The following is a 19,975-nucleotide window of genomic DNA, read 5'->3' as shown; positions in this document are numbered from 1 at the left end:
CAAAGCCCCGGTTGCATGGCGCCCGTTTCAGGCCTATTTCGGCGGCCATGGCACGACATGCGACAGATCACGGGCGAGAGCCCTCTCAGCGCCAGCTGCGCGTGGGCGAACTGATCCGCCGCACGCTTTCCGATGTGCTGAACCGGGGCGAGATCCACGATCCCGACCTCAACCGCATGTCGATCACGGTGGGAGAGGTCCGCACCTCCCCCGACCTGCGCGTCGCCACCGCCTATGTGATGCCGCTCGGCGGCGGTCACCGCGACGAGGCGCTCGATGCCCTGCGCCGCAACCGCAGCGAACTGCGCCGCGCCGTGAACAAGGGCCTGACCCTGAAATTCTCGCCGGAGCTGCGCTTCGTCATCGACGAAAGCTTCGACCGAATGGACGAAACACGCCGCCTGCTGAATCAGGACGACGTGCGCCGCGATCTCGACGAGGACTGACACGTGCGGGCCTTGCTGATCGCGCTGTTGCTGCTCGCCGCGAGTCCGGCAGCGGCCGCCACCTGCGAAACCACCGATTTCGACGGCGCGCCCATCACCTGGTGCCGCGTCGACCTTGCGTCAGAGGAACTGCGCCTCTGGCTCCGCGACCCCGACGCCGCTCCCTTCGGCACCTTCGGCCGCGTTGAGGAAGCACTTGGTCGCGAAGGCAAGCACGTCGGCATCGCGATGAACGCTGGCATGTTCCACCATGACCGGTCCCCTGTCGGTCTCTATGTCGAGAACGGTATGCAGGAAGGTCGGCTCGTCACCTCCGACGGCCCCGGCAATTTCGGCCTGCTCCCGAACGGCGTGTTCTGTGTCGGCGACGGCACCGCGCAGGTGATCGAAAGCCACGCCTACGCCGACAACCCGCCACCCTGCCGCTACGCCACGCAATCGGGTCCGATGCTGGTGATCGACGGCAAGCTGCACCCGAAATTCCGCGCCGACAGCGACAGCTTCTACATCCGCAACGGCGTCGGCGTTCGCCCCGGCGGGACCGAGGCGATCCTCGCCATCTCCGACGTGCCGGTGAATTTTCACCACTTCGCCCGCTTCTTCCGCGACGTGGCCGGCACGCCGAACGCGCTGTTCCTCGACGGCGACGTCTCGCGCCTTTACGCGCCGCAGCTCGACCGCTGGGACATGGGCGTCCCGATGGGTCCTATCCTCGGCACCGTAGAACCCGCCGGTTGACAGGCACCCCGTGCCCGGGCTAGCCCCCGCGCCTAAATTTTCCGGAGACCGACATGGGACGCAGACGCAAGGGCCGCGACATTTCCGGCTGGCTGGTGGTGGACAAGCCGGCTGGCATCACCTCGACCGCCGTTGTCAACAAGGTCCGCTGGGCCTTCGACGCGAAGAAGGCCGGCCATGCCGGCACGCTGGATCCCGAGGCGACCGGCGTCCTCGCCGTAGCTCTGGGCGAAGCGACAAAGACCGTGCCCTATATCACCGACGCGATGAAAGCCTATCGCTTCACCGTCCGCCTCGGCCAGGCGACCAATACCGACGATGCCGAGGGCGAGGTCATCGCGGAATCCGGCGAACGTCCGACCGATGACCAGATCCGCGCCGCCCTGCCGTCCTTCACCGGCGACATCATGCAGGTCCCGCCTCAATTCTCCGCCGTGAAGATCGACGGCGAACGTGCCTACAAGCGCGCCCGCGATGGCGAGGAAATGGAACTCGCCGCCCGCCCCCTCTTTGTCGAAGAACTGGAACTGGTGGAACGCCCCGATGCCGACCACGCCGTGCTGGAAATGACCTGCGGCAAGGGCGGCTATGTCCGCTCCATCGCCCGCGACCTTGGCGCGGCGCTGGGCTGCCACGGCCATGTCGTCGAACTCCGCCGCGTCTGGTCCGGCCCGTTCGAGGCAGAGGAAGGCGTATCGCTCGACCTGCTGGACGAACTCGCGAAATCTGAAGAGCTTGACCAGTACCTGCGCCCGCTCGAGGAGGGCCTCGCCGACCTGCCCGAACTGCGCTGCACGCCCGAGGGCGCGGCAAAGCTCCGGAACGGCAACCCCGGCATGGTCCTGACCTCCGACGCGGAATATGGCGACGAGGCCTGGGCCTCCTACGAAGGCCGCGCCGTCGCTGTCGGCATCTACCGCGCCGGTGAACTGCACCCCAGCCGTGTCTTCAACCAGTGACCGCCTTGCGCCCGGCGACGCCAGCGGCCAGAACCCGGACATGATCACACGGGACCACCAGAAGGGCGACGCCGCCTCCACCGCCGTCTATTCCGATTGCGAGCAGTTCCGCTACCTGCTGACCCGCACATGGGACCCGGCAGGGCGCAAGGCTCTGTTCGTGATGCTGAACCCCTCGACCGCGACCGAGATCCAGAACGACCCGACGGTCGAACGCTGCGAACGCCGCGCCCGCGCGCTGGGCTTCGGCGCGTTCCGGGTAACCAACATCTTCGCCTACCGCGCCACCGACCCCAAGGTGATGCGCGCCGCGCCCGATCCCGTCGGTCCCGCCAACGATCGGGCCATCGCCGAAAGCGCCCCCTGGGCCGATCAGATCGTCTGCGCCTGGGGCAGCCACGGCGCGCATCTGGATCGCGGCCACCGGGTCGAGGCGCTGCTTCGCGATACGAACCTGCCGCTCTATCACCTCGGGCTGACCAAGGCAGGGCAGCCGAAGCACCCGCTCTACATCGGCTATTCGGTCCAGCCGGAGCTCTGGGCGGTCTAGGCCACCGGTTCGTCCGGGGCGAGCCGCACATCCGCCGCTGTAGCACACGGCGCATCGCGCAGAACCGCGACCACCCGGTTGTTGACCCGAACCATTGCACCCGCCCCATTCGCCAGTGCAGCCACCTCGACCCACGGCGGGCCCTTCGCCAGGTCCGCCGCTGTCAGCGTCAGGCAAAGGATGTCACGCCCGGCGGCGAAATCCGTCACCTCCTCCGCCAGCGGCCCGATCGGTGCAGGATCGTCCGCCGTGGACTCCTCCGGCTCCTCCGCCGGATCGCCGAACTGCTCCAGCGCATCCGTCAGCGACAGCCGATAGCTGCCGCCCGTCGTGTCATCCGCGAGGATCAGCGTGATATCCGCTGCAGGCACCTCGTCCAGCCCCGGGAAATGTAGCGTCAGCACCTCCTCCTCGCCCATGGAGAAAGCCAGTGTCGCGCGCCCGTCGTCCGCCATTGTGTCGAACACGATCTCGCCGTCAGCGGTGGACAGGTCGATTGTCACCCTATCCCGGCCGACCCGGAATCCCGCAAGCTCCGCCTCGCCCGATTCCGCGCGGAAACGGTGCATCGTGCCGTCCGTTACCTCTGCACTGGATATGTCAGGGCATGTGGCTGCAACCGGCCCGCCCGTCGTTTCCGCACCAATCCGCTTCCGCATAAATAGCGGCACCGCCGCAAGCGGCAGAAGCCCCATCAGCATGACTGCACCCTGAATCGTCCCTACTCGAAACCCCCGCCGGGTGTCTTACCAGCGATTTCTGAACGGAAGCTGGAAAAATCCTGTACGTCTTTAGGTAAACCCCTGCAATCCGCCCCGCGGAATCAGGCTTTTCTTCCGCGCTGCAATCGCCTATACGGCGCGCTCTGCCCCGGACGGTCCGGGGCGGCACATCTCCACGGGCCCTGCTGGACGACATCCCGGCTTGCGCCATCAACCTGAAAAGGAGACCCCGATGTCGATCACGCAGGAAGAAAAAACCGCGCTGATGAAGGAATACGGCACCAAGGACGGCGACACCGGTTCGCCGGAAGTCCAGGTTGCCATCCTGACCAGCCGCATTTCCACGCTGACCGAGCACTTCAAGACCCACAAGAAGGACAACCACTCCCGCCGTGGCCTCCTGAAGCTCGTCGCCCAGCGCCGGAAGCTGCTCGACTACGTCAAGCAAAAGGACGAGAAGCGCTACCAGGACCTGATCCAGCGCCTCGGCATTCGCCGCTAAGCGTCACGCGCATTCGTCAACGAAAAGGGCCGCTCTCGCGGCCCTTTGTCATTCCGGGGGGTGCTACCGGTTCACCCGGCCTGGGCCGGAACCGTCACCGACACCACGCCGCCATCCACCGTGGCATTCAGCACATTGCCCTCGGCATCGGTCACGTTGTCAAAGGCACCATCGATCGACCCGGCGCGCACCGCCTCGATCAACGCACCTTCCTCGGCACCGCTCAGATCGACGATCAGCGTGCTAGAAACCATTTTCAGCTCGTCCAGATCGACACCCTCCGCGGATACCTTCAGCGTGCCGCCCTCGATGGTAAGGTCGCCGCCCGCCAGGGCCGCAGGTACCGCCGCGAACAGCTCGCCTTCCTGCAGCATCACGCCCCCGGCAAATCTGTTCTCGCCGCTAAGCGTCAGCGAACCCGACCCCGCCTTGGTCAGCATGCCGGGCCCCGAGATATTGTTGTCCCAGCTGTCGGCCGCATGGAAACCGCCCTTGGCCGCATCCATCGTCACCATCACGTCGCCCGGAAACGCGCCATATCCATCGGCAGCACTGACCAGGTCGATCCGTCCCCAGCCGTTCGAGGCATCCAGCACCGGATAACCGCTGTCGATCCCCGTGGTGAAAAGAACCACGCGCCGCTGCTCTGTATCCAGATAGGGCAGCCGCGTTTCCAGAAGCACCTCGGCGCCTTTCGGCACGATCATCTCAGCGCCCGCATTGTCGGCATCCTGCGGCAGGCCATAAGTCATCCGGAACCGATACATCGCCTTGTTCGCGCCATCGTCCGCCCAGGAGTCATTCTCGCCCGACTGCGCGAAACCGATCAGCGTCTCGCCCTCCGGCAGACCCGCCTCGAACACGTCATGCACGTTGTCATAGGCTGCGGCCTTCAGCTCGGCAAAACGCGGGTCGTTGAGATAAGCCGCCATCACCGCCGTCGCCATCACCCGGCCACCGATCACGTCCAGCGGCGAGTGCATCCCGGCAAGGATCCGGCTTTCGCCCAGCTCCGACGCCCGCGTCAGCATCTCGGAAAACCGCTCCGGGGCCGCATAGGCATAGGCGATGGCCGAGATATACCCGGCATTGGTATGCCCGGACGGATAGCCCGCATCCTTGTGCCGCCCCCGCGTTTCCCGCGCGTTCAGCAGGGCGGGCACGATCACGACATTCGACTCATATGCGTTGATCTCGGTTCCGCGTACCGTTTCGGTACCGGTCACCACCACCTCGCCGGTATCGGTCATCCGCCAAGGGCGCGGCGAAGAGTAGAAATACTTGGACGGCGACGTCGTTCCCTCCGGCCCGCGCATCGCATCCATGAACCGCACGAAATCGCCCAGCGGCGAAGTCTCCAGCCCCGGGCCCTTTCCGGCCTCGTCGATCTTGCCGGGCAGCACCTCCATCGGGTCGCTGGCCAGATTGATAGAGGTCGAGGCCCCCGAATTCGCCACGTACAGCGCCTGAAGCGGACCGAACCCGTCCAGTACCGACACTCCCTTGTGGCGGCGGTCGTCCAGATAGGCGCGCAGCGCCTGGATCGAGTCGCGCTCGTTGGTGACCTTCACCACATAGGCCATGTTCGCCGCCCAGACCTCGGGGTCGACGATATGCGCCATGCCGTATTCCTTGGTCCCCGACCCGTTGGCCCCGCCGCTGCGCCAGGCCTCGTCGCCCAGGTTCCAGATCTCGTCGAACCCGGACAGGATTGCGATGATCGGGTTCTCGGACCGGTCATACTTGTTCAGTTCGGCGCCATCGGCGGTCTTGCCGGTCTGATGCATGTAATTGTCGACCACCGGTAGCGGATAGGCCACTTCGGGCAGCGGCACGGTGAACGCACCAACGCCCTCGGGCGCGGACAATGCGGTGGTGGCTAAAAGTGACAGGCTTAGCGCGGCGGCGGCGCGGGTCTTCAGGGTCCGGGACATGTCATCCTCATCTGCGGGAAGTATCGGTCCAGCCCAGAGTCAGGTTCCCGGTTATCGCCCACACAAACCTTTTGCGAAGAGAATGTGACGCGACGCGCGGTCACCGCGCTTTTGGCCTGCGGATCGATGCGGATAACAAGTGAAACACACGAAAAACCGTTTCCAAAACCGGCCAATCCCGTGTAAGGCCCCCCAATCTGAGACGGCGTGCACCGGACCCCGGCACGCGAAAAGGATGAAAGGGGTCGGCGGCATGGGGCCGCCAATCAATCGGGAGACCCGGGATACGCCCGGGAGCGCTCCCTCACAGGATACGAATATGTTCAACATTACGAAGAAAAGCATGCAGTGGGGCGAGGAGACGCTCACACTGGAAACGGGCAAGGTTGCCCGCCAGGCCGACGGCTCGGTCATCGCCACTCTGGGCGAAACCTCCGTCATGGCCAACGTGACCTTCGCGAAGAAGGCCAAGGAAGGGCAGGATTTCTTCCCGCTCACCGTCCACTACCAGGAAAAATACTACGCGGCCGGCAAGGTTCCGGGCGGCTTCTTCAAGCGCGAGGCGCGGCCGACCGAAAAGGAAACCCTGACCGCCCGCCTGATCGACCGGCCGATCCGGCCGCTGTTCGTTCCGGGCTTCAAGAACGAAGTGCTCGTCATGTGCACCGTTCTGTCCCATGACCTCGTCAACGACCCCGACATCGTCGCGATGATCGCCGCCTCGGCCGCGCTCACCATCTCCGGCGCGCCCTTCATGGGCCCGATCGCCGGCTGCCGCGTCGGTTTCGAGGACGGCGAATACATCCTCAACCCCGAGGTCGAGGATATGCAGGAGCTGCGCAACAACCCCGACCAGCGCCTCGACCTCGTCGTCGCCGGCACCAAGGACGCCGTGATGATGGTCGAATCCGAAGCCTACGAGCTGTCGGAAGACGAAATGCTGGGCGCCGTTGTCTTCGCGCACGAGCAGATCCAGCCGGTGATCGACCTGATCATCTCGCTTGCCGAGGACTCTGCCAAGGAACCCTTCGACTTCCAGCCGCCCGACTACTCGGCGCTGTACGACAAGGTGAAATCCGCCGGTGAAGAACAGATGCGCGCCGCCTTCGCGATCCGCGACAAGCAGGAACGCACCAACGCCATCGACGCGGCCCGCGAGGCCGTGCTGGCGTCGCTCAGCGACGAAGAGAAGGAAGACGCCAACCTCGGCTCCGCCTTCAAGAAGCTGGAAAGCTCGATCCTGCGCGGCGACATCATCAAGGGCGGTGCCCGCATCGACGGGCGCGACAAGGAAACCGTCCGCCCGATCGTCTGCGAAACCGGCCTGCTGCCGCGGACCCACGGGTCCGCCCTGTTCACCCGCGGTGAAACCCAGGGCCTCGTCGTGACCACCCTCGGCACCGGCGAGGACGAGCAGATCATCGACGCCCTGCACGGCAACTTCCGCTCGAACTTCCTGCTGCACTACAATTTCCCGCCCTACTCGGTCGGTGAAGTCGGTCGTGTCGGCAGCCCGGGCCGCCGTGAAATCGGCCACGGCAAGCTCGCCTGGCGCGCGCTGCAGGCTGTCCTGCCCGCCGCCACCGACTTCCCCTACACGATCCGCCTGGTGTCGGAGATCACCGAGTCCAACGGCTCGTCCTCCATGGCCACGGTCTGCGGCTCCTCGCTGTCGATGATGGACGCGGGCGTTCCGCTGAAATCGCCGGTTGCCGGCGTCGCCATGGGCCTGATCCTCGAGGATGACGGCCAGTACGCCGTTCTCACCGACATCCTCGGTGACGAGGATCACCTCGGCGACATGGACTTCAAGGTCGCAGGTACCGAGAACGGCATCACCTCGCTGCAGATGGACATCAAGGTCGCGGGCATCACGCCCGAGATCATGAAACAGGCTCTCGCGCAGGCGAAAGACGGCCGGATGCACATCCTCGGCGAAATGGGCAAGGCCCTGACCGAGGCCGGTGAATTCTCCGTCCATGCCCCACGCATCGAGACCATGACCGTGCCCACCGACAAGATCCGCGAAGTGATCGGCTCGGGCGGCAAGGTGATCCGCGAGATCGTGGAAGTCTCCGGTGCCAAGGTCGACATCAACGACGACGGCGTGATCAAGATCGCCTCGCCGAACGGCGAGAGCATCCAGAAGGCCTACGACATGATCTACTCGATCGTGGCGGAGCCCGAGGAAGGCAAGATCTACAAGGGCAAGGTCGTGAAGATCGTCGACTTCGGCGCCTTCGTGAACTTCTTCGGCAAGCGCGACGGCCTGGTACATGTCAGCCAGATCGAGAACCGCCGCCTGAACCATCCTTCGGACGTTCTGAAGGAAGGCCAGGAAGTCTACGTGAAGCTGCTCGGCTTCGACGACCGCGGCAAGGTCCGTCTCGCCATGAAGATGGTCGACCAGTCGACCGGCGAAGAGCTCAAGGAAGAGAAGAAGGAAGAAGCGGCAGACTAAGCCGCTTTGCCTTCGGGTATCGGAAAGGCCCCGGCAGCGATGCCGGGGCCTTTTTGTTTGTTTCCAATTTTGAGGGGCAAGCGCACAGATTTCCGAACAGAGCGCGCCAGCCTGGAACAGCCGCGTAGCGGCCCGGGCAGAGGTTGCCATCGTCGCGCCATCGGTCCGAGAGACGATGGCGACGCCGCTTCGCCCTCTGTCACTCTCCCCGCCGCAAACTCCACCGCACGATCAATGCCGCCACAGCCAGTTCCACCCAGGCGAGCGGCAGCGCCACCGCCATCACCTGAACCGTCGCCATGTTCATGTTGAATGCCGCCAGCCAGAAGATTTCGAAGATCGCCGCCCAGACCACAGTCGCCGCTGCCAGCGCCACGCGCAGCCCGGTCCCGAACCGCATGAGTACGACCCAGATCAGAAACGTCACTACCGCCACCAGCAGCGCATCCCACAGCCCCCAGACCAGGAACACAGGCACGCTCATCGGCGCCACATCCGGCACCGAAGGAAACGCCTCCCGCATCATCGGCATGACGAAGACGAAATACCGGAACACCTCCGAAACATTGATCCAGACGAAGTTCAGAGCCATCGCCAGCCATAGCGGTCGGTAAACCGCCGGTACCGGATCTGTCGCCTGCAGGCTCATCGAACTCTTCCTTTTAGCATATCCATGAAGGTTGCCACCGACCGGCGCAGCACGTCTGCATCCTCCACCACACGGGACAGGCTCCAGAGCCCCGTTGCGAAGGTCACGACGGTCGCTGCCACCGCCTCCACCTCGCCCTCCGGCTCGCCCGCGGTCCGCAGCGCCTCTGCAAACCCGCGCTGCAGCCGTCCGTTATGCGCGGCCACCGCTGCCAGTACCTCCGCGTCATGCGGCGCCACTTCCGTCGCCGAGTTGGCGACGAAGCAACCCGGCCCCGGCAGTCCCTGCGCCTCCGCCGCCGAGATCTGGTGCTCGAAATACCCGGCGATCTCTGCCAGCCCCGCACCCGGTTCCTCGACGGCAGAAAAGGCCGGGCGGACGACCAGTTCCCGGTAGCGCGGGAAGCAGGCCAGAAAGAGCTCTCTCTTGCCGCCGAAAGCGGAATAAATCCCGTGCCGGCTGACGCCCGTCGCTGTCACCAGATCGTCCATCGACGTCGCCTCGTAGCCCGCGCGCCAGAACGTTTTCAGCGCGCGTTCGGTCAGGTCTTCTTGCGTATGCGACTTCGGTCTGGGCATGTCGCACACGATACCAGAATGATCATTCTGCTACAAGCTCGCACAGTCTTCACCGGAAAAATTGAACCGGATCGCGACGTTCCGCGTTCAGACAGTCGGAAGGTCGGTTCCGGCGCGGGGAAAGCCGGATCCGCCAGACTGGAAAAAACGGAAGGGAACGACATGCTGACCAGACGACATTTCATTGCCACAGGCGCCGCCACGATCACCGGCATGGCCGCCGCACCGGCCATCGCGCAGCGCACCTACACGATGCCGCAGGAACACATGCCGGTCATCATCCGCGTGTCCAATGACTGGGCGCCGGGCGAGGTGCATGTCGACCCGAACACCTATCACCTCTACCTGATGCAGGAGAAGGGCAAGGCGATCCGCTATGTCGTCGGCGTCGCAAAGGACAACCTCTACGAACCGGGCGAGTTCACCGTCGGCCGCAAGGTCGAATGGCCAACATGGAAGCCCACGCCCTCGATGATCGAGCGCAATCCGTCATATGCCAGTTTCGAAGACGGCATGCCCGGCGGGCCGACCAATCCGCTCGGCGCCCGCGCACTCTATCTCTACAACGAGAACGGTTATGACACCGCGCTGCGCATCCATGGCACGCCGGAGCCCTGGACGGTGATGCAGTCGATCTCCAACGGCTGCGTGCGGCTGATCAATTCGCACGTCGCGCATCTGTACGAGCGTGTGCCGACGGGCAGCCGCGTCGTACTGCATCCGAAACTGCCGTCGGCCTGACGGGAAAACGCAGACTCGGTAAAGGCGCGGTTACCGGCAGTAGGGCCCGTAACCGTGCTTTGCCACGTCGAGGTGCAGGTGATCCTGGTGATATCGGTCAGATTGCGGGCCAAGGACTGTCCCGAAGGTCCCACAAGCCTGCGCGTGGATCTTCCGCAGGATCGGACCACCGACATTGTCGCGCCAGCCTCGCAAAATGCTCATCACGGTCCCGTCCTTCAGGATCAGGCCCGAGATGTCGATCGCGTTCCCGCGCCCATGCTCCGAGATCTTGGCCCCCGGCACGTTATTCCGGGTCCGGCAGGAATAGCTCGCCGCCACCCGCAGCCCGGTCAGACCGCCACCGGTGTTTCCGACAGCCGGCTTGACGGTGCGCGTCACCCAACTGCGCAACGCGACGGCGGTGTGGCAACTGACAGTTGCCGGCGTGGACAGCGCAATGCCGTCGACAGAGGTAATCTGCACCGGGTTCTGCAACCCGCAGCCGCGCAGCTTCGCCGGGATCGGCGGCAGTTCCTGCCCGCGAATAGCCGGATCGCCGCAAACGGATCCCTTCTTCGGATAGCCCGCCGGCTTGTCCGGCGCCCGGAACAGCGCCTTCAGCCCTTTGGGCCGCTCGGCAGGGGCCGGTACCGCCGGAGGCGGCGCGACACGGCGCACGCTGGCCGAGGCAGGAACGATCTTCTCAGGTGCTTCCGGCTCCGGCGCGGCCTGCTGCGGCGGCCGCGTCACGACCCGCCGAACCAGATGCGGACGAGGCATCGGCACCATCGAAACGGCCAGCGCCGTGATCGCAAGCGGCGATTTGTTGCTCATCGTCACCTCGACCGGCGCTTCCAACTCGGGAACCTCCGGCCGGAGCATCGGAACCACCTGCGCCAGATCCACCGTTTCAGCGGGTTCCTCGACGACCACCTCAACCGAAACGGCCTCCGTTTCGGGCCCTGGTCGCGTCTCCGGCAGTATCGAAATCTGTGGGGCCTCGGCCATCGCAGGCACGGCAAGTGCCTGGAAAATCACGAATATCGACAGCTGTCCGAATTTCATTCCCGCGTTGTCCCTCGTCCGAAATCTGGGGCTTCGGTGTCCTGCCCCGCTTCGATAATCCCGCGTCGTATCGCGCGGGTACGTGTAAAGTAGTCGAAAAGCTGCTGCCCGTCACCCGTGCGAATCGCCCGCTGCAGCGCGAACAACTCTTCGGTGAAACGCCCCAGAATCTCCAGCGTCGCGTCCTTGTTCGTCAGGAAAACGTCGCGCCACATCGTCGGATCCGACGCCGCGATCCGGGTGAAATCCCGGAACCCCGCGGCCGAATAGTTGATCACCTCGGTATCCGTCACCCGCCGCAGATCGTCGGCCACGCCGACCATCGTATAGGCGATCAGGTGCGGCGCGTGGCTGGTCACCGCAAGCACCAGATCGTGGTGCTCCGGGTCCATCTCGTCGACCTTCGCGCCCATGCCTTCCCACAGCGCGCGCAGCCGCGCCACCGCCTCGGGCCGCGCGCCTTCAGTCGGGATCAGCAGGCACCAGCGGTTCACGAACAGCGTCGCGAACCCGGCATGCGGCCCCGAATGCTCGGTCCCGGCCAGCGGGTGCCCGGCCACGAAATCCACCCCCTCGGGCAGATACGGCGACACCGCGTCGATCACGTGCTTTTTGACCGAGCCGACGTCGGTCACCGTCGCCCCCGGCTTTAGATACGGGCCGATCTCGCGGGCGACATCTTCCATCGCGCCCACCGGCACCGCCAGCACGACCAGATCGGCATCTTTCACCGCCTCGGCCGCCGTCTCCGTCACCCGGTCGCACAGGCCCAGACCCACGGCCACGTCCCGCGTCTCCGCCGACCGCGCGGTGCCGACGATCTCTCCGGCCAGCCCGTGCTGGCGCATCGCCAGCCCCATCGAGCCCGCGATCAGCCCCAGCCCGATCAGGGCGACGCGGTCATAGACCGCGCTCATGCCCGGCTTTCCTTGAACTCGCCGATCGCATGCGCCACCCGGCGGCAGGACGCCTCGTCTCCCACGGTGATCCGCAGGCACTCCGGAAACCCGTAGCCGGCCACGCGCCGCACGATGATCCCCGCCTCCTTCAGCCAGGCATCGCAGGCGGCGGCTTCTTCCTCGTCGGCGAACCGGGCAAGGATGAAATTCGCATGGGCCGGGTCGGACGGCACGCCGCGCAACTCCAGCGCCTCGCGCAGCCAGGTCCGCAGGCGTGCGTTCTCGGCGATGTACTTGTCCACGAACTCGCGGTCGTGCACAGCGGCCTCCGCTGCCTCCAGCGCCGGAACCGACAGGTTGAACGGCCCGCGCACGCGGTTCAGCACGTCGATCACCGCGCGCTGCGCATAGGCCCAGCCGACCCGCATCCCGCCCAGCCCATAGGCCTTGGAAAACGTACGCATCATCACCGCGTTCGCATGGGCATCGACGACAGAGACGCCGCCGTCATAGCCGTCCGCGAATTCCGAATAGGCGCTGTCGAGGACCAGCAGCGCCGTGTCCGGCACGCCCTCCGCCAGCCGTTTCAGCTCCGCGCTGCTCAACAAGGTCGAGGTCGGATTGCCCGGATTCGTGATGAAGATCAGCCGCGTCTTCTCCGTGCAGGCCGCCAGCAGCGCATCCACGTCGACCCGCCGCTCGCGCTCCTTTGCGACAACCGGTGTCGCGCCCGCGGACAGCGCGGAAATCTTGTACATCGAGAAACCGTGCTCGGAATACAGCACTTCGTCCCCCGGCCCGGCATAGGCCTGGCACAGCAGATAGATGATCTCGTCCGACCCGACGCCGCAGACGATCAGGTCCGGCCTCAGCCCGTGCACCTCGCCGATGGCCTGCCGCAGGCTTGCGTGATCGGTCGAAGGATAACGATGCATGCGGTGCGCGGCCTTCCGCAGCGCCTCGATGGCTGCGGGGCTTGGCCCGAACGGGTTTTCGTTCGAGGACAGCTTCACGATGTCTTCGCGTCCGGCGATGGAGGACGCGCCACCGACATAAAGCTCGATATCCATAATGCCGGGCTGCGGCACAATGCCGGTCATGGGTCAGGTCTCCTTGGCTCCGGCCGTCTTAGCGGGGCGGGGGCGAGAGGACCAGACGTAAAGCGGCCCTCTCGGAATGTCCTGTCGTCGCAGGTTTTTGGCGGACCGTCGGGGGACGGACGCGGCCCGGTCAGGCAGATTTCCGGCCATGGAACAGATCGCCCTCACCGCCCGATACGATGCCGCCGCGCCCTGGTGGCAGGGCCGCATTCACGCGCTGGGATATCCGGCGGCCTACCGGCGATTCTTTGCGGCGCATCCGGCGCCCGACCCCGGCCACGTCGCCGATATCGGCTGCGGCTGCGGCGACATGGCGGCGGCCTTCCTCGCCGCCGGTCACGTCCCGCGCAGCCTGACGATTGCCGATCCGTCGCACGAAATGCTGGACCGCGCCGCGTTGCGGTTCCCCGGCCCCACAGAGTCAATTGCTCAGCCTCTGGAACACCTGAACCCGGCACATCCTTTCGACACGCTCCTCGCCGGCCACCTGATCGAACACTGCGCGGACCCTGCCCAAGCGTTCCGCCAGCTCGCGGCCCACCTCCTGCCCGGGGGCCGACTATACCTTGTCGCCAGCCGCCCGCACTGGTGCCAGTGGCTGATCCGGCTGCGCTGGAACCATCGCTGGTACGCATCGGGCCGCATAACAGCCTGGGCCGCCTCGGCCGGGCTGATCCTCCAAACCCTCTACCGGTTTCCGGCTGGCCCGCCGTCGCGCACCAGCCTCGGTTTCATCTTCCACAAACCTCTCTGAAAGGACCCTTCCCATGTTCATCGCACTCGTCGATTTCCACGTCGCGCCGGAAAACCGCGACACGGCGCTCTCTGCCCTGCAAGGCGAAGCTACCACTGTCCGTGCCATGCCGGGCTGCCGCACCTTCCGCCCGCATTGCGACCCGGACAGCGGAACCCATGTCGGTGTCGTCCACGAATGGGACAGCGCCGATGCCTTCGGCGCATACGTCGCCTCGCCCGGCTTCGCCGACTCCGGCAAACTGCTGCGCCCGATGATGACGCAGCCACCCTCGTCACGTCGCTACAGCGCGGAATTGATCGAGGATGTGAAATAGCGCTCATCCGCGCCATCGCGCCCGCCCGGCGGCATGTCTCGTCGGGCCGGCACCGCCCTTCTCACTTTGGCACACCGAACGTATCTTCTAATATCATGCCCGCCGAAGCCTACTGCCTCGCCCAGCAATTCGATCCGGCCCCGCCGCAGGAATTCCGCGTCGCCCGGCATTACCTGCTTTACGCCTCGGCGGGCGCGATGCGGCTCGAGGCGGAGGGCAAGCGCTGGTCGTTGCCCCCGGCCCGCGCAGCGCTGATTGCGGCGGACCACCCGATCACCGTGTCCCTGCCGCAGCCGCTTACCGCCTGTTCCGTCCTGTTCGACCCGGGCTTTACCGAGCCACCGCCAGCGCCGCTGTCGGTCTTCGAGATGACGCCGCTGGCCCGCGAACTGATCCTCGAATGCCGCGCATGGGACGATGCGGATGCGGCGCTGCCGCCCTACGCGGCGCAGATCTTCACCACTCTCGCAACGGTCGCCTGGCGGCTGGCGCGAATGCCCAGCCCGACGGCGATGCCCGCCCCATCCTCGGCCGCCCTGACCAGCGCCCTGGAACTGACAGAGGCGCGGATCGCCGACGACCCGTCCTTCGATGCAATCGCCCGCGAGGTCGCGCTGACGCCGCGCACCCTGTCCCGCCGCTTCGCCGAGGAACTCGGCATGCCCTGGCGCATGGCCCTGCGCCGCCTCCGGATGATCCGCGCCATCGAGGCGCTGGCCGGCTCCGACGCGCAGATCGCCGAGATCGCCTATGCCGTCGGCTACGGCTCGCTCTCGGCGTTCAATACCGCCTTCCGGGACTTCACCGGGCAAAGCCCCAGCGACTACCGCGCCTCGTTCCGCCCGTGACCTGTCCGCAGACCTACGTTTGCGCTAACATGCTTTAAATCAATGACTTAGCCCCTCGTCCCCATGGGGACGCCCCAAAAACAAAGGGCCGCCCCACCCGGGACGGCCACAAATCTCCGGCTCCAGAACCGATCAGTTCTGCGCGTAGAATTCGATGACGAGGTTCGGTTCCATCAGCACCGGGTAAGGCACATCGCCCAGCCCCGGGGTCCGCACGAAGGTGGCGGTCATCTTGGAATGGTCGGCCTCGATATAGTCCGGCACGTCACGCTCCGGCAGCTGCACGGCCTCAAGCACGATGGCCAGCTGCTTCGACTTCTCCCGCACCTCGATCACGTCGCCTTCCTTGACGCGGTAGGACGGGATGTTCACCCGCTTGCCGTTCACCAGGATATGGCCGTGGTTCACGAACTGACGGGCGGCGAAAACGGTCGGCACGAACTTGGCGCGGTAGATCACCGCATCCAGGCGGCGCTCCAGCAGGCCGATGAGGTTCTCACCGGTGTCGCCCTTGACCCGCTCGGCCTCGGCGTAGATGCGGCGGAACTGCTTCTCGGTGAGGTCGCCGTAATAGCCCTTCAGCTTCTGCTTGGCCCGCAGCTGCGTGCCGAAATCCGAAAGCTTGCCCTTGCGGCGCTGGCCGTGCTGGCCCGGGCCGTATTCGCGGCGGTTCACCGGCGACTTGGGACGGCCCCAGATGTTTTCGCCCATACGGCGGTCGATCTTGTACTTGGCAGAGGTGCGTTTGGTCACCGTCTGATCTCCTTCTCAAAGCGTCCCCTGGCGGAGACTATGAAGGGCGTTGTCCTTTCCCGTATCGACGATCCTCCGGACCCCGGCGGGAGACAGGCATCCCCTCGCGGGGGCCACCAACACCAAATGAATGACCCGGCCTTCGGGCCGGGACGAGCGGCGCTTATACTGCCTGATCTGCGGGAGTCAATGGGGACCGCGAACCGCGTAGTCCAGGATCGCCGCCTCGGACCGGCTCAGCATCCGCCGCGCATAGGCACCATAAACGCTGGGGTCCGTCGCCACCCCGGGAACCCGGTCCGCCAGTTCGTCCCGCTGAAGTGCATCCATCGCCGTCAGATCCATCGTCGCCGGATGAAAGCTCTCGGTTTCCAGCCCGTTCGCGAACAGGATCGAATGCCGGTCGAGCAACAGGTGCACATAGGTCACCTCGCGCAATTGCCGATCAACAAGGATCGAATGGTCGTTGACCATGTCCTTAGCCGCAACAAGCACCTCGTCGGCACTGAACAGGTCGCGCGCCACCGCCCCGCGGATCAGCATCCGGTGCTGCGGTGAGACGATCAGATCCGCATCCGGCACATCCATCCCCACGGCACCGGCCCGAATCCGAACCGGTCGCAGCTCCGGCATCGTATACAGCCGCGCGCCACTCACGCGCCGACGGCCAACCCAGCGCACAGGCTGCGCACCGTCGTCCTTCGTCTGCACGAGGTCGCCTTCGGCCAGTTCCGCCACCAGCCGCGGACCACCCGGCGTGGCGATTACCGTATCGGGAGTGAAGCAAATCACTGACGGCGACAGGTCGCCACGAAAGTGCGGGGTACTTGCGCCACCGGTAACATCTGTCACCCACAACTCACGTCCGCTCGGCGGCAGGTCATCCAGAAAAAGGCACAGTGGCAACCCCTCGTCACGCTCGATCAACGCGGTAGTGTAGCGCCGCCGCCCATCGGTGACGGAGAAGCTTCGTTCCAGCCCCGGTTCTTTCGGCGCGGCCGGTCTGTCCGCTCGGGACAGTTCCATGTTGCGTCCCAGAAAGCGCCGCACTGCCTTGCCCGCATGACGGCGTAGTTCCTCTGTCTCTTCTGCCAGGCCAAGGACAAGGATGTCGTCAGGCCCGTCCACCCGCGCCGGCGAACCATGCCAGAGCCAACTCGCTCCCACGGCCAGTGCATCCGGCGGTGCAGCCGCCAGACCGTCCAACTCGGTCTGAGTCCAGGAAAGTACGAACGTACCGCGAATGCCCGTTTTCATGCCCACCGCCTGCCGTTTCTTTTGTTATTGGCGGCAGACTAGCAGCTTATCCACAGGCTGTTAAGCGGTGAGGCGGTTCGAAATCCAGTCAGAAGCTGTAGTTCAGACGCAGCGAGCCCACCACCTGGCCTTCTGGCTGCGCCTCGAACTCTTCGCTCAGATAGGTCAGGCCATAGAAGATCCCGGCCCGCTTGCCCTGCCACTGAACGCCCGCGCGAAGCCGGTAACGTGCATCGGTCAATTCGTAACCATCAGAGGCGGGCAGGAACGCGGAGTAATCGACATAGGCAATATCCGCGCCGAGCACAGCGGCAAAGCCGGTCTCGGACCCTCGCGTCGCGCGATAGCGATGGCCGGTCGCGACGTCGCGCATGTAGAAATCGTTCAGGCCAACGGCGCCGAAATGCCAGTCGGCGCCGATGCGCACCAGGCTTTCGACGCCGCCTTGGGCTTCGATGAAGGGGCGGAAGGTAACGGTCGGCGATACGTCGAACGTGCGCCCGACTTCCGCCAGGGCGGTCGGATACAGATGGTTGGGGATCTGGTCGTCCAGGACTTCCAGCCGGGTCGTGCCGAAGAATTCGTGGGCGTTGTCGTGGAACCGGCCGACGCCGGTCTGCGGGCCGGTGAAGACGAGATCGCCGCCGAGGCTGATTTCGAGGGCTTCATAGCTGAAATGGGTATGCAGCCCGAAGGACAGGGTGCCGGCGTAACGGCGGTCGTCGGGATCGGGCGAGGACAGGTTGGCGGGCTGGATGGTCTGGCCGCGGAAACGAAGCTCGATCATCTGGCCGATGCCGGTCGGCAGCTCGCCGGTCCAGCCGGGGCCGTAGACCTTGCTGATGGAGTAGGAGCCGGAGCGCCAGCGGTCCTTGCCGTCGCCGAGGAAGTCGTTGTTGAACAGGCGGCCCCAGCCGATGGAGACTCGGTCGCCGGCAAGGGTGGGTTGCGGCAGCAGGTGAATGGCGAGAAGGGCCACGAGTATGGCTCGGAACATAGGTCCCCCGAAAATGAAAATAGTCGCCCCAAGGACTGGTTATAGGGGGAAAAGCGGGCAGGCCATAGGTGGGGGACGGCACATTCTTCGGTCGTGTCCGGGGGGACACATTCGGGCAACTGGGAGGGCGTCCCCATGGGGACGGGGGGTCAAGTCATTGATTTCAGGAGTGTTAGCGCTAACCTATGGTCGGGGACGCCTGCAAGGCTGGCGCGTCAAAGGGCCGGGCCGGGGCGGATCGGCGTGCCGTCGCTGAAGCGCGCCAGCCGGAACCGCGTCAGGTCGTGGCCCGGCGCATTGCCCGCGATCAGGTCGGCCAGTACCCGGCCGATACCGGGACCGATGCCGAAGCCGTGGCCCGACAGACCAGTCCCGATCCAGAGGCCCGGAAGCGCCTCGGCCCGGTCGAGGACCGGAACCGTATCGGGCATCAGGTCGATCATCCCGGCCCAGGCGGTCCGCAGCCGGATCTCGCCGAACTCGGGGAACAGACGCGAGAACCCGCCGGTGAACTTCTTCAGCGCAACCTTGCTGGGCGCCGGGTTCAGGATGCGCATCCGCTCGAATGGACTTTCCCTGTCGCCGTCCCAGCGCCGCGGCGTACCCCAGGCATCCGGGTAGGCGGCAGGCGATTTCAGGTGATACCGGGTGCTGAACGGATGTTCACCCAGGACATGAAGATATTTGAACACGTTCCGGAACGCATCCGGCCCGATATAGAGGTCGTGGAATCCACCGGCCGCGATGGAATAGCCGCCGTCGTTGCGGCGGCGGAAGGCGATCTTGTCGTCCGCGACGCCACCTTCATGCACGGTGGGCAACTGTTCCGTCGCGGCCACGGTTGCCCGCACGGAGAGCTGCGGCATCGCCACCCCATGCGCCCGCAGGAACAGCGAGGACCACGCCCCGCCGGTCAGAAGCACCTGCGGCGCGGCGATGCGCCCCTGCTCGGTCACCACGCCAGCGACCTTGCCGCCCGAGATATCGAGGGTCCGCGCCGCGCAGTGCTCGACCACCGTCACGCCCTCGCGCGCGGCCAGCCGCGCCAGCGCCGGGACGGCCAGCCATGGCTCGCCCCGCATGTCGGACGGTGTCCGCAGCGCCCCCTTGTAGCGGGTCGCCATGCCGGGAACCAAGTCGTCCACCTCGGCGGTGGTCATCATGTGGCTGTCGACATCGTTGGCGCGGGCGTACTGGATCCAGTCCTCGAACTGGGCCATCTCCTTGTCGGATGTCGCGAGATAGGTGACGCCACCCGGCGCCAGCCCCATGTCCTCGCCGCTTTCCTCGGCCAGCTGCAGCCACAACCGCCGCGCCTCGACCATGATCGGCAGTTCGTCGGGGTCGCGCCCCTGCTGCCGGATCCAGCCCCAGTTGCGCGAGGATTGCTCGCCCGCGACCCGGCCCTTTTCGAGCAGCACCACCTTCAGCCCGCGCCGGTTCAGGAACAGCGCAGCCGACACACCGGCCACACCGGCGCCGATCACCACCACATCGGCGCTGTCGGGATGCGGCCCGGGATGGGCAACGGGCGTGGCGATATGGATCGGGAATTGCATGGAAGTCGCTCTGCTGGAGGGAATCGCCGGGCGGAGGGCTGGGCCACCCTCCGTAGCGTGACGGCGGAGCGAGCGACAGGGGGCGCGACCATCGGTCCCGAGGACACCCTGGCACTGGCCAATAATTGGGCGCTGGAACTTCCTTCAGCAAAAAAGTGAGTACAC

General features: G+C 65.6%; 21 protein-coding genes. 10 read left to right on the top strand and 11 right to left on the bottom strand.

The annotated features are described in order from the left end of the window. Window positions 1–47 precede the first annotated feature (47 nt). Genes rbfA through HCO70_RS23965 form a run of 4 tightly spaced genes read left to right on the top strand, consistent with a single transcriptional unit; the run spans window position 48 to window position 2,693 of the window. Complete coding sequence (rbfA, locus tag HCO70_RS23980) at window positions 48–446, top strand: 30S ribosome-binding factor RbfA (protein ID WP_172300441.1); 399 nt, start codon at window positions 48–50, stop codon at window positions 444–446. Between the two features lie 3 nt (window positions 447–449). Continuing rightward, on the top strand, window positions 450–1,184 hold the full coding sequence (locus HCO70_RS23975; RefSeq protein ID WP_172300440.1) for a phosphodiester glycosidase family protein: 735 nt from the start codon (window positions 450–452) through the stop codon (window positions 1,182–1,184). 53 nt (window positions 1,185–1,237) lie between these two features. Then, complete coding sequence (truB, locus tag HCO70_RS23970; RefSeq protein ID WP_172300439.1) at window positions 1,238–2,143, top strand: tRNA pseudouridine(55) synthase TruB; 906 nt, start codon at window positions 1,238–1,240, stop codon at window positions 2,141–2,143. A 40-nt stretch (window positions 2,144–2,183) separates the two neighbouring features. Continuing rightward, window positions 2,184–2,693, top strand: coding sequence for a DUF1643 domain-containing protein (locus tag HCO70_RS23965; RefSeq protein ID WP_172300438.1), 510 nt, complete (start codon window positions 2,184–2,186; stop codon window positions 2,691–2,693). On the opposite strand, the gene HCO70_RS23960 is transcribed toward HCO70_RS23965, so the two are convergent. Next, window positions 2,690–3,262 carry a hypothetical protein gene (locus tag HCO70_RS23960; RefSeq protein WP_172300437.1) on the bottom strand — a complete coding sequence of 191 codons (573 nt, stop codon included), beginning with the start codon at window positions 3,260–3,262 and terminating at the stop codon, window positions 2,690–2,692. The two genes, HCO70_RS23965 and HCO70_RS23960, sit on opposite strands and share 4 nt — an antisense overlap. 385 nt (window positions 3,263–3,647) lie before the next feature. Here HCO70_RS23960 and rpsO point away from each other — a divergent pair, with 385 nt between their 5' ends. Then, window positions 3,648–3,917: a 30S ribosomal protein S15 gene (gene rpsO / locus HCO70_RS23955; RefSeq protein WP_172300436.1), complete on the top strand. Its 270-nt coding sequence runs from the start codon at window positions 3,648–3,650 to the stop codon at window positions 3,915–3,917. 71 nt (window positions 3,918–3,988) lie between these two features. On the opposite strand, the gene HCO70_RS23950 is transcribed toward rpsO, so the two are convergent. Beyond that, complete coding sequence (locus HCO70_RS23950) at window positions 3,989–5,851, bottom strand: phosphatase PAP2 family protein (RefSeq protein WP_172300435.1); 1,863 nt, start codon at window positions 5,849–5,851, stop codon at window positions 3,989–3,991. 319 nt (window positions 5,852–6,170) lie between these two features. On the opposite strand from HCO70_RS23950, the gene pnp reads away from it, so the two are divergent. Then, window positions 6,171–8,312: a polyribonucleotide nucleotidyltransferase gene (pnp, locus tag HCO70_RS23945; protein WP_172300434.1), complete on the top strand. Its 2,142-nt coding sequence runs from the start codon at window positions 6,171–6,173 to the stop codon at window positions 8,310–8,312. A 199-nt stretch (window positions 8,313–8,511) separates the two neighbouring features. Here pnp and HCO70_RS23940 read toward each other — a convergent pair whose 3' ends face one another. Both HCO70_RS23940 and HCO70_RS23935 read right to left on the bottom strand, forming a co-directional pair. Then, complete coding sequence (locus HCO70_RS23940; protein WP_172300433.1) at window positions 8,512–8,961, bottom strand: hypothetical protein; 450 nt, start codon at window positions 8,959–8,961, stop codon at window positions 8,512–8,514. Continuing rightward, the gene (locus tag HCO70_RS23935; protein ID WP_172300432.1) at window positions 8,958–9,539 is read right to left on the bottom strand and encodes a TetR/AcrR family transcriptional regulator; all 582 of its coding nucleotides are present in this window, start codon (window positions 9,537–9,539) and stop codon (window positions 8,958–8,960) included. The genes HCO70_RS23940 and HCO70_RS23935 overlap by 4 nt, the downstream gene beginning before the upstream one ends. Window positions 9,540–9,701: 162 nt before the next feature. Here HCO70_RS23935 and HCO70_RS23930 point away from each other — a divergent pair, with 162 nt between their 5' ends. Further along, a complete protein-coding gene (locus tag HCO70_RS23930) occupies window positions 9,702–10,280 on the top strand; it encodes a L,D-transpeptidase (RefSeq protein WP_172300431.1) in 579 nt (192 codons plus the stop codon). Between the two features lie 30 nt (window positions 10,281–10,310). On the opposite strand, the gene HCO70_RS23925 is transcribed toward HCO70_RS23930, so the two are convergent. The 3 genes from HCO70_RS23925 to hisC are packed head-to-tail and all read right to left on the bottom strand — an operon-like array spanning window position 10,311 to window position 13,326. After that, window positions 10,311–11,327: an extensin family protein gene (locus HCO70_RS23925; RefSeq protein WP_253913462.1), complete on the bottom strand. Its 1,017-nt coding sequence runs from the start codon at window positions 11,325–11,327 to the stop codon at window positions 10,311–10,313. After that, window positions 11,324–12,244 carry a prephenate/arogenate dehydrogenase family protein gene (locus HCO70_RS23920; RefSeq protein WP_172300430.1) on the bottom strand — a complete coding sequence of 307 codons (921 nt, stop codon included), beginning with the start codon at window positions 12,242–12,244 and terminating at the stop codon, window positions 11,324–11,326. The genes HCO70_RS23925 and HCO70_RS23920 overlap by 4 nt, the downstream gene beginning before the upstream one ends. Beyond that, window positions 12,241–13,326, bottom strand: coding sequence for a histidinol-phosphate transaminase (gene hisC, locus HCO70_RS23915; RefSeq protein ID WP_172300429.1), 1,086 nt, complete (start codon window positions 13,324–13,326; stop codon window positions 12,241–12,243). Before hisC ends, HCO70_RS23920 begins: the two co-directional genes overlap by 4 nt. A gap of 148 nt (window positions 13,327–13,474) precedes the next feature. Here hisC and HCO70_RS23910 point away from each other — a divergent pair, with 148 nt between their 5' ends. From HCO70_RS23910 to HCO70_RS23900, 3 genes are all read left to right on the top strand, one after another. Further along, on the top strand, window positions 13,475–14,080 hold the full coding sequence (locus HCO70_RS23910; protein WP_172300428.1) for a bifunctional 2-polyprenyl-6-hydroxyphenol methylase/3-demethylubiquinol 3-O-methyltransferase UbiG: 606 nt from the start codon (window positions 13,475–13,477) through the stop codon (window positions 14,078–14,080). 13 nt (window positions 14,081–14,093) lie between these two features. Continuing rightward, on the top strand, window positions 14,094–14,396 hold the full coding sequence (locus HCO70_RS23905; protein WP_172300427.1) for a putative quinol monooxygenase: 303 nt from the start codon (window positions 14,094–14,096) through the stop codon (window positions 14,394–14,396). Window positions 14,397–14,491: 95 nt separating this feature from the next. Then, the gene (locus HCO70_RS23900; protein WP_172300426.1) at window positions 14,492–15,244 is read left to right on the top strand and encodes an AraC family transcriptional regulator; all 753 of its coding nucleotides are present in this window, start codon (window positions 14,492–14,494) and stop codon (window positions 15,242–15,244) included. A 132-nt stretch (window positions 15,245–15,376) separates the two neighbouring features. Here HCO70_RS23900 and rpsD read toward each other — a convergent pair whose 3' ends face one another. The 4 genes from rpsD to HCO70_RS23880 all read right to left on the bottom strand — a co-directional run bounded on the left by rpsD (window position 15,377) and on the right by HCO70_RS23880 (window position 19,810). Next, window positions 15,377–15,997: a 30S ribosomal protein S4 gene (gene rpsD, locus HCO70_RS23895; protein WP_172300425.1), complete on the bottom strand. Its 621-nt coding sequence runs from the start codon at window positions 15,995–15,997 to the stop codon at window positions 15,377–15,379. 186 nt (window positions 15,998–16,183) lie between these two features. After that, the gene (locus HCO70_RS23890) at window positions 16,184–17,254 is read right to left on the bottom strand and encodes a Hint domain-containing protein (protein WP_172300424.1); all 1,071 of its coding nucleotides are present in this window, start codon (window positions 17,252–17,254) and stop codon (window positions 16,184–16,186) included. Window positions 17,255–17,342: 88 nt separating this feature from the next. Next, on the bottom strand, window positions 17,343–18,251 hold the full coding sequence (locus HCO70_RS23885; protein ID WP_172300423.1) for a lipid A-modifier LpxR family protein: 909 nt from the start codon (window positions 18,249–18,251) through the stop codon (window positions 17,343–17,345). Window positions 18,252–18,466: 215 nt separating this feature from the next. Then, window positions 18,467–19,810 carry an FAD-binding oxidoreductase gene (locus HCO70_RS23880; RefSeq protein WP_172300422.1) on the bottom strand — a complete coding sequence of 448 codons (1,344 nt, stop codon included), beginning with the start codon at window positions 19,808–19,810 and terminating at the stop codon, window positions 18,467–18,469. Between the last annotated feature and the right edge of the window lie 165 nt (window positions 19,811–19,975).

It is taken from the genome of Pseudoruegeria sp. HB172150 (assembly GCF_013184805.1).
In the GTDB taxonomy this organism is placed as follows: Bacteria; Pseudomonadota; Alphaproteobacteria; order Rhodobacterales; family Rhodobacteraceae; genus Psychromarinibacter.
This window is presented reverse-complemented; position numbering and strand designations above follow the sequence as displayed.

What these genes read in the sequence shown, in the direction of transcription:
- HCO70_RS23930 (WP_172300431.1), top strand. Translation starts at nt 9,702, where the DNA reads ATGCTGACCAGACGACATTTCATTGCCACAGGCGCCGCCACGATCACC.
- HCO70_RS23950 (WP_172300435.1), bottom strand. Translation starts at nt 5,851, where the DNA reads ATGTCCCGGACCCTGAAGACCCGCGCCGCCGCCGCGCTAAGCCTGTCA.
- rbfA (WP_172300441.1), top strand. Translation starts at nt 48, where the DNA reads ATGGCACGACATGCGACAGATCACGGGCGAGAGCCCTCTCAGCGCCAG.
- HCO70_RS23925 (WP_253913462.1), bottom strand. Translation starts at nt 11,327, where the DNA reads ATGAAATTCGGACAGCTGTCGATATTCGTGATTTTCCAGGCACTTGCC.
- HCO70_RS23960 (WP_172300437.1), bottom strand. Translation starts at nt 3,262, where the DNA reads ATGCACCGTTTCCGCGCGGAATCGGGCGAGGCGGAGCTTGCGGGATTC.
- HCO70_RS23940 (WP_172300433.1), bottom strand. Translation starts at nt 8,961, where the DNA reads ATGAGCCTGCAGGCGACAGATCCGGTACCGGCGGTTTACCGACCGCTA.
- HCO70_RS23965 (WP_172300438.1), top strand. Translation starts at nt 2,184, where the DNA reads ATGATCACACGGGACCACCAGAAGGGCGACGCCGCCTCCACCGCCGTC.
- HCO70_RS23920 (WP_172300430.1), bottom strand. Translation starts at nt 12,244, where the DNA reads ATGAGCGCGGTCTATGACCGCGTCGCCCTGATCGGGCTGGGGCTGATC.
- HCO70_RS23910 (WP_172300428.1), top strand. Translation starts at nt 13,475, where the DNA reads ATGGAACAGATCGCCCTCACCGCCCGATACGATGCCGCCGCGCCCTGG.
- HCO70_RS23900 (WP_172300426.1), top strand. Translation starts at nt 14,492, where the DNA reads ATGCCCGCCGAAGCCTACTGCCTCGCCCAGCAATTCGATCCGGCCCCG.
- hisC (WP_172300429.1), bottom strand. Translation starts at nt 13,326, where the DNA reads ATGACCGGCATTGTGCCGCAGCCCGGCATTATGGATATCGAGCTTTAT.
- pnp (WP_172300434.1), top strand. Translation starts at nt 6,171, where the DNA reads ATGTTCAACATTACGAAGAAAAGCATGCAGTGGGGCGAGGAGACGCTC.
- rpsO (WP_172300436.1), top strand. Translation starts at nt 3,648, where the DNA reads ATGTCGATCACGCAGGAAGAAAAAACCGCGCTGATGAAGGAATACGGC.
- HCO70_RS23880 (WP_172300422.1), bottom strand. Translation starts at nt 19,810, where the DNA reads ATGCAATTCCCGATCCATATCGCCACGCCCGTTGCCCATCCCGGGCCG.
- HCO70_RS23885 (WP_172300423.1), bottom strand. Translation starts at nt 18,251, where the DNA reads ATGTTCCGAGCCATACTCGTGGCCCTTCTCGCCATTCACCTGCTGCCG.
- HCO70_RS23935 (WP_172300432.1), bottom strand. Translation starts at nt 9,539, where the DNA reads ATGCCCAGACCGAAGTCGCATACGCAAGAAGACCTGACCGAACGCGCG.
- truB (WP_172300439.1), top strand. Translation starts at nt 1,238, where the DNA reads ATGGGACGCAGACGCAAGGGCCGCGACATTTCCGGCTGGCTGGTGGTG.
- HCO70_RS23905 (WP_172300427.1), top strand. Translation starts at nt 14,094, where the DNA reads ATGTTCATCGCACTCGTCGATTTCCACGTCGCGCCGGAAAACCGCGAC.
- HCO70_RS23890 (WP_172300424.1), bottom strand. Translation starts at nt 17,254, where the DNA reads ATGAAAACGGGCATTCGCGGTACGTTCGTACTTTCCTGGACTCAGACC.